The sequence below is a fragment of the Paraburkholderia sp. RL17-373-BIF-A genome, assembly GCF_046030175.1.
Lineage (GTDB): Bacteria > Pseudomonadota > Gammaproteobacteria > Burkholderiales > Burkholderiaceae > Paraburkholderia.
The window spans coordinates 1-3,691 of record NZ_JARESO010000167.1 but is presented as its reverse complement, the minus strand read 5'-3'; the positions used below and the strand labels follow the sequence as shown (position 1 = coordinate 3,691).

The window sequence follows — 3,691 nt, the reverse complement described above, 5'->3', positions numbered from 1 at the left end:
CAGCGTGACCGCCAGATACAGCCAGCCTTCGTCAGTGCAGATGTACGTGATATCCGAGGTGAACACCTGATTGGGCTCGGCAGGCGTGAAGTTGCGGTTCAACACGTTCGGCGCCACCGGCAGCTTGTGCCGGGAATCGGTTGTCACGCGATAACGGCGTTTGTGGCGGGCTCGGATATCGTTGTCGCTCATCAGCCGCTCCACCCGAGCTTTGCTGGCCGGAAAGCCGCGAGAACGCACCTCTTCGGTCATGCGCGGCGAACCGTAGGCGCCTTTGACCTCCGTGTGAATCGTCCGAATCAACGTCAGCAACTGTGCATCGGTCAGCCGCTGACGCTCGGGCGTACCGCCGCGCTTCCAGGCGCGATAACCATTGATGCTTACATTAAGGACCTCGCACAGCGCCGACAGCGGATACTGTCGGCACTGCGCGTCAATCCAGGCGTACTTCACAGGAGGTCCTTCGCGAAGAACGCCGCCGCTTTTTTTACGATTTCCAGCTCCATCTGCAAGCGCTTGTTCTCCGCTCGCAGACGCGAGAGTTCCATCTCTTCCGCCGTGACCACCTTCGCCCCGGGGCCATTCAGCTTGCCGGCCTCAGAAGCCTTCAGCCAGTTGCGCAGCGTCTGCGTCGACATACCCAGTTCGCGGGCCACGGCGCTCACGCCTTGTCCGTCCTTAATTCGTTGCACGGCTGCCTCCTTGAACTCCGCCGTGTACACCTGGTGCGGTACCTTGAACATCTCTTCTTTCCTTCCTTTGGGTCGAGTTTATACGCGACCTGCTGGAAGGCGAAATTTCAGGGGAAGCTCAGCCCATCGTCTCCCCATGTCTCCGTGCATATGCGCGGCAAGTCGAATCGGGAAACTAGAAATGGACGTTTTACGAAAGACCGACGGTGGCGCATGTGTCAATATATAAATCATTGGGCATGTCACGGTGTCCGTTCCGCGGTCAGAGCTGGATGCGGGTTCGATTCTCGCTACCACCAGGCCTGTATCGGGGCGAAAAAGGATATTTTGCAAAATGTTCCGGGGGGGGCGGTCAGACAAATATGAGCGCGTCCTCCTGGCCCTTGCGGTTCTGGATTTCCACGGTTCAACAGCCCGCTGCGTATCTGCCGCCTTATCTTGATTCAGAAGTAAGTCACCTGCGATATCACCATGTCAATAGTCACAACGAATACGTTCTCGCGAGTTTTCAACACGGCTGGTCTTCATAATAGAGCGACCGGATTCGCGGATATGGTCATGCAGGGGGCGAAGTTCGGTAATGCGGGAGGCGCCGGGGATCTGGTTCTTTCGATACTGACGTTCGGGATTTATGCCCTTGTCAAATCCCATCAGATGGATCTGAAAAAGGCCGCTGTCGATGACGCCTTGCGGAGCCTCCGTGAGAAAATTCAGGCGAATCCAGATGCAGACTCGGTTTCCGTGGACGTTGACGGTCAAGGGCTGACGGTTTCCCAGGAGCGTCATGAAGGGCGAGATTGCCTGAAGATTACGTTGGGCGGCCATGAGCTTGAGCCGGTCGACGATGTGACGCTTGAGAGCTTGAAAACACGTCTGGAAAACGTCGGCCAACCGTTTGTGGCTGAGACTATTCGCCTTGACACGCCCACTGAGTTGGAAAGACTCGCATCAAACGTGAAGGGGTGGGGGCCCGAGGGCGCGAAACTCCTCAAGCGCATCCAGTCCCTCCCGGCAGGGGACCGGCACGAGCCCCTGCGAGCGCTCGTCGGCCGGATCGGGCACCTACCTGAACGGGACGTGCAGGCCGCCTTCGAGAGCCTGCTGGCGGCTGCTCTCGAAATTGACGTGGCCAGGCGGGGCCAGCTCCTGGCCGAACTCGGCTCACAGATCGATGAGCTACCTAAAGAGAACCGGCAGACGGCGTTCGAGAGTCTGCTGGCGGCTGTTCGCGAACTCGACGTGGCCAAGCGGGGCCAGCCCCTAGCCACGCTCGCTGCCCAGATCGATGAGCTACCTAAAGAGAACCGGCGGGCGGCGATCGAGAGTCTGCTGGAGGCTGTTCACGAACTCGACGTTGCCAAGCGGCACAAGCCCCTAGCCCAGCTCGTCGCCCCAATCCTGAGCTTACCTAAAGAGCACCAACTGATCGTGTTCGAGAGTCTGGTGGGGGCTGTTCGCGAACTCAACGCGGCCGCTCAGGCACGGCTCTTGGTCGAGCTTACCCGTCTTATTGAGTGGCTACCTGAAGGGAGCCGACCGGCCGCGTTCGAGAGTGTGGTGGCGGCTGTTCGCCAACTCGACGTGTCCGAGCGGCAGGTGCCTATAGTTGCGCTCAACGCACAGATCATGATGCTACCTGTCGGAAGCCAGCCGGCTGCCCGCGCTTTGTTGATATTCTAGCGGCCTTGGTGCATTTACGACTGGTTGCCAAATTTGAGGCGTTGATGCACTTGACAGACAAAGGGCGAGATGGCCCCACCCCCAAAGTGCTTATGCGGCGACATGCTGACGGCGGACGTGTTTACGCCGACCGAAAATTCAGCCACAGGTAGGATCGCGCCGACTGAAAACTGAGCCGGGCGATCAACCTATCCTGCTGGTTTTTCTGGCGGGGTGTTTTGGGATGATCCCGATGACGATGATTGGCAAGGTGCGGCGGATGTTCCACCGCCAGAACAAGTCGGTACGCGAGATAGCGCGTCTCACAAGCCTGTCGCGCAACACGATTAGTAAATATCTGAACATAGATGTTCAGGAGGAGCCGAAGTATCAACGGCGCTCCCAGCCGACCCGGTTGACGCCGTTTCATGAGGTGCTGGTGCAGGCGCTCAGTGTCGACGCGCGGCGACCGAAGAAGGAGCGGCGCACCGCCTGGATGCTGTTCCAGGAGATCAAGGGCGGCGGCTACGACGGGCTGTTACTCGCGGGTCACCGATTTCATCCGGGCCTGGCGGCAAAGCGAAGGCAAGGCGGTTCGAAGTCAGCGTTTGTGCCGTTGCGATTCGAGCTGGGCGAGGCATTCCAGTTTGACTGGTCCGAGGAAGGACTGGTTGTCGGCGGCATTTACCGCAAGCTGCAGGGAGAGCGTTCGATTTGGTGGGGTCAGGCAGTAGTCCTAACAGTTGAGTCGTTGGCGTGGAAACCGGGATACCATCTGGCGAAGTCGTGCCGCAGACGGCCATCGAGGACACAGGTTCGCACCTGTAATAACAGATGCGCGCTGTGGGGGGACCAGCGCATCTGTTGGGATTTGGACATGCGCTTGTCGATGATCTGATTGACGGCCGACTCCACGAACGCGGTCGAAATGCGCTCGCCGGCGCGGTACCGACGTCCATAGTCGGGAAGCGAGTCGGTGTTGTTGTTCAGGTATCGACGCAAATCGGTCGCAAGCTTGCGAGCTCTGCTCACCACGGCCTTGTCCGCCAACGCCGGTCGATTGAGAATTTTCAACAGGCGATCCAGTCGGGCAATAGCTTTGGCGGGACGGCCATGCCACAAACGCCACTTGATCGATTCGACCCACTCCGAGATCCGGCTATGCTCGCGCGATGACAATTGCTCAGCCGCCTCCTTGCCGTTGACGACATTGCCCAATACCGTCAGGCGGCGGGTGAGGTGATACCAGTCCAGTACGTGCGTCGCATCGGGTAGCACGGACATCTGCAGGTCGCGCAATCGGGTGTCGCCGTCCGTGAAGACCATCAATCCATCTGCGA

Annotated in this window: 1 protein-coding gene and 3 pseudogenes; 2 read left to right on the top strand and 2 right to left on the bottom strand. The window is 59.0% G+C overall.

Going from position 1 to position 3,691, the window contains the following annotated elements; all coding sequences use genetic code 11:
- Positions 1 to 743: pseudogene (locus P0D80_RS48995) on the bottom strand (IS3 family transposase); the annotation flags it as partial.
- Positions 744 to 1,163: 420 nt separating this feature from the next.
- On the opposite strand from P0D80_RS48995, the gene P0D80_RS48990 reads away from it, so the two are divergent.
- Positions 1,164 to 2,372: a hypothetical protein gene (locus P0D80_RS48990; protein ID WP_408295665.1), complete on the top strand. Its 1,209-nt coding sequence runs from the start codon at positions 1,164 to 1,166 to the stop codon at positions 2,370 to 2,372.
- 232 nt (positions 2,373 to 2,604) lie between these two features.
- Positions 2,605 to 3,051 (top strand): annotated as a pseudogene (locus P0D80_RS48985) (IS21 family transposase); the annotation flags it as partial.
- A gap of 23 nt (positions 3,052 to 3,074) precedes the next feature.
- On the opposite strand, the pseudogene P0D80_RS48980 reads toward P0D80_RS48985, so the two are convergent.
- A pseudogene (locus P0D80_RS48980) lies at positions 3,075 to 3,691 on the bottom strand (ISKra4 family transposase); the annotation flags it as partial.

Coding starts and splice junctions, on each gene's coding strand:
- P0D80_RS48990 (WP_408295665.1), top strand. CDS start 1,164: ATGTCAATAGTCACAACGAATACGTTCTCGCGAGTTTTCAACACGGCT.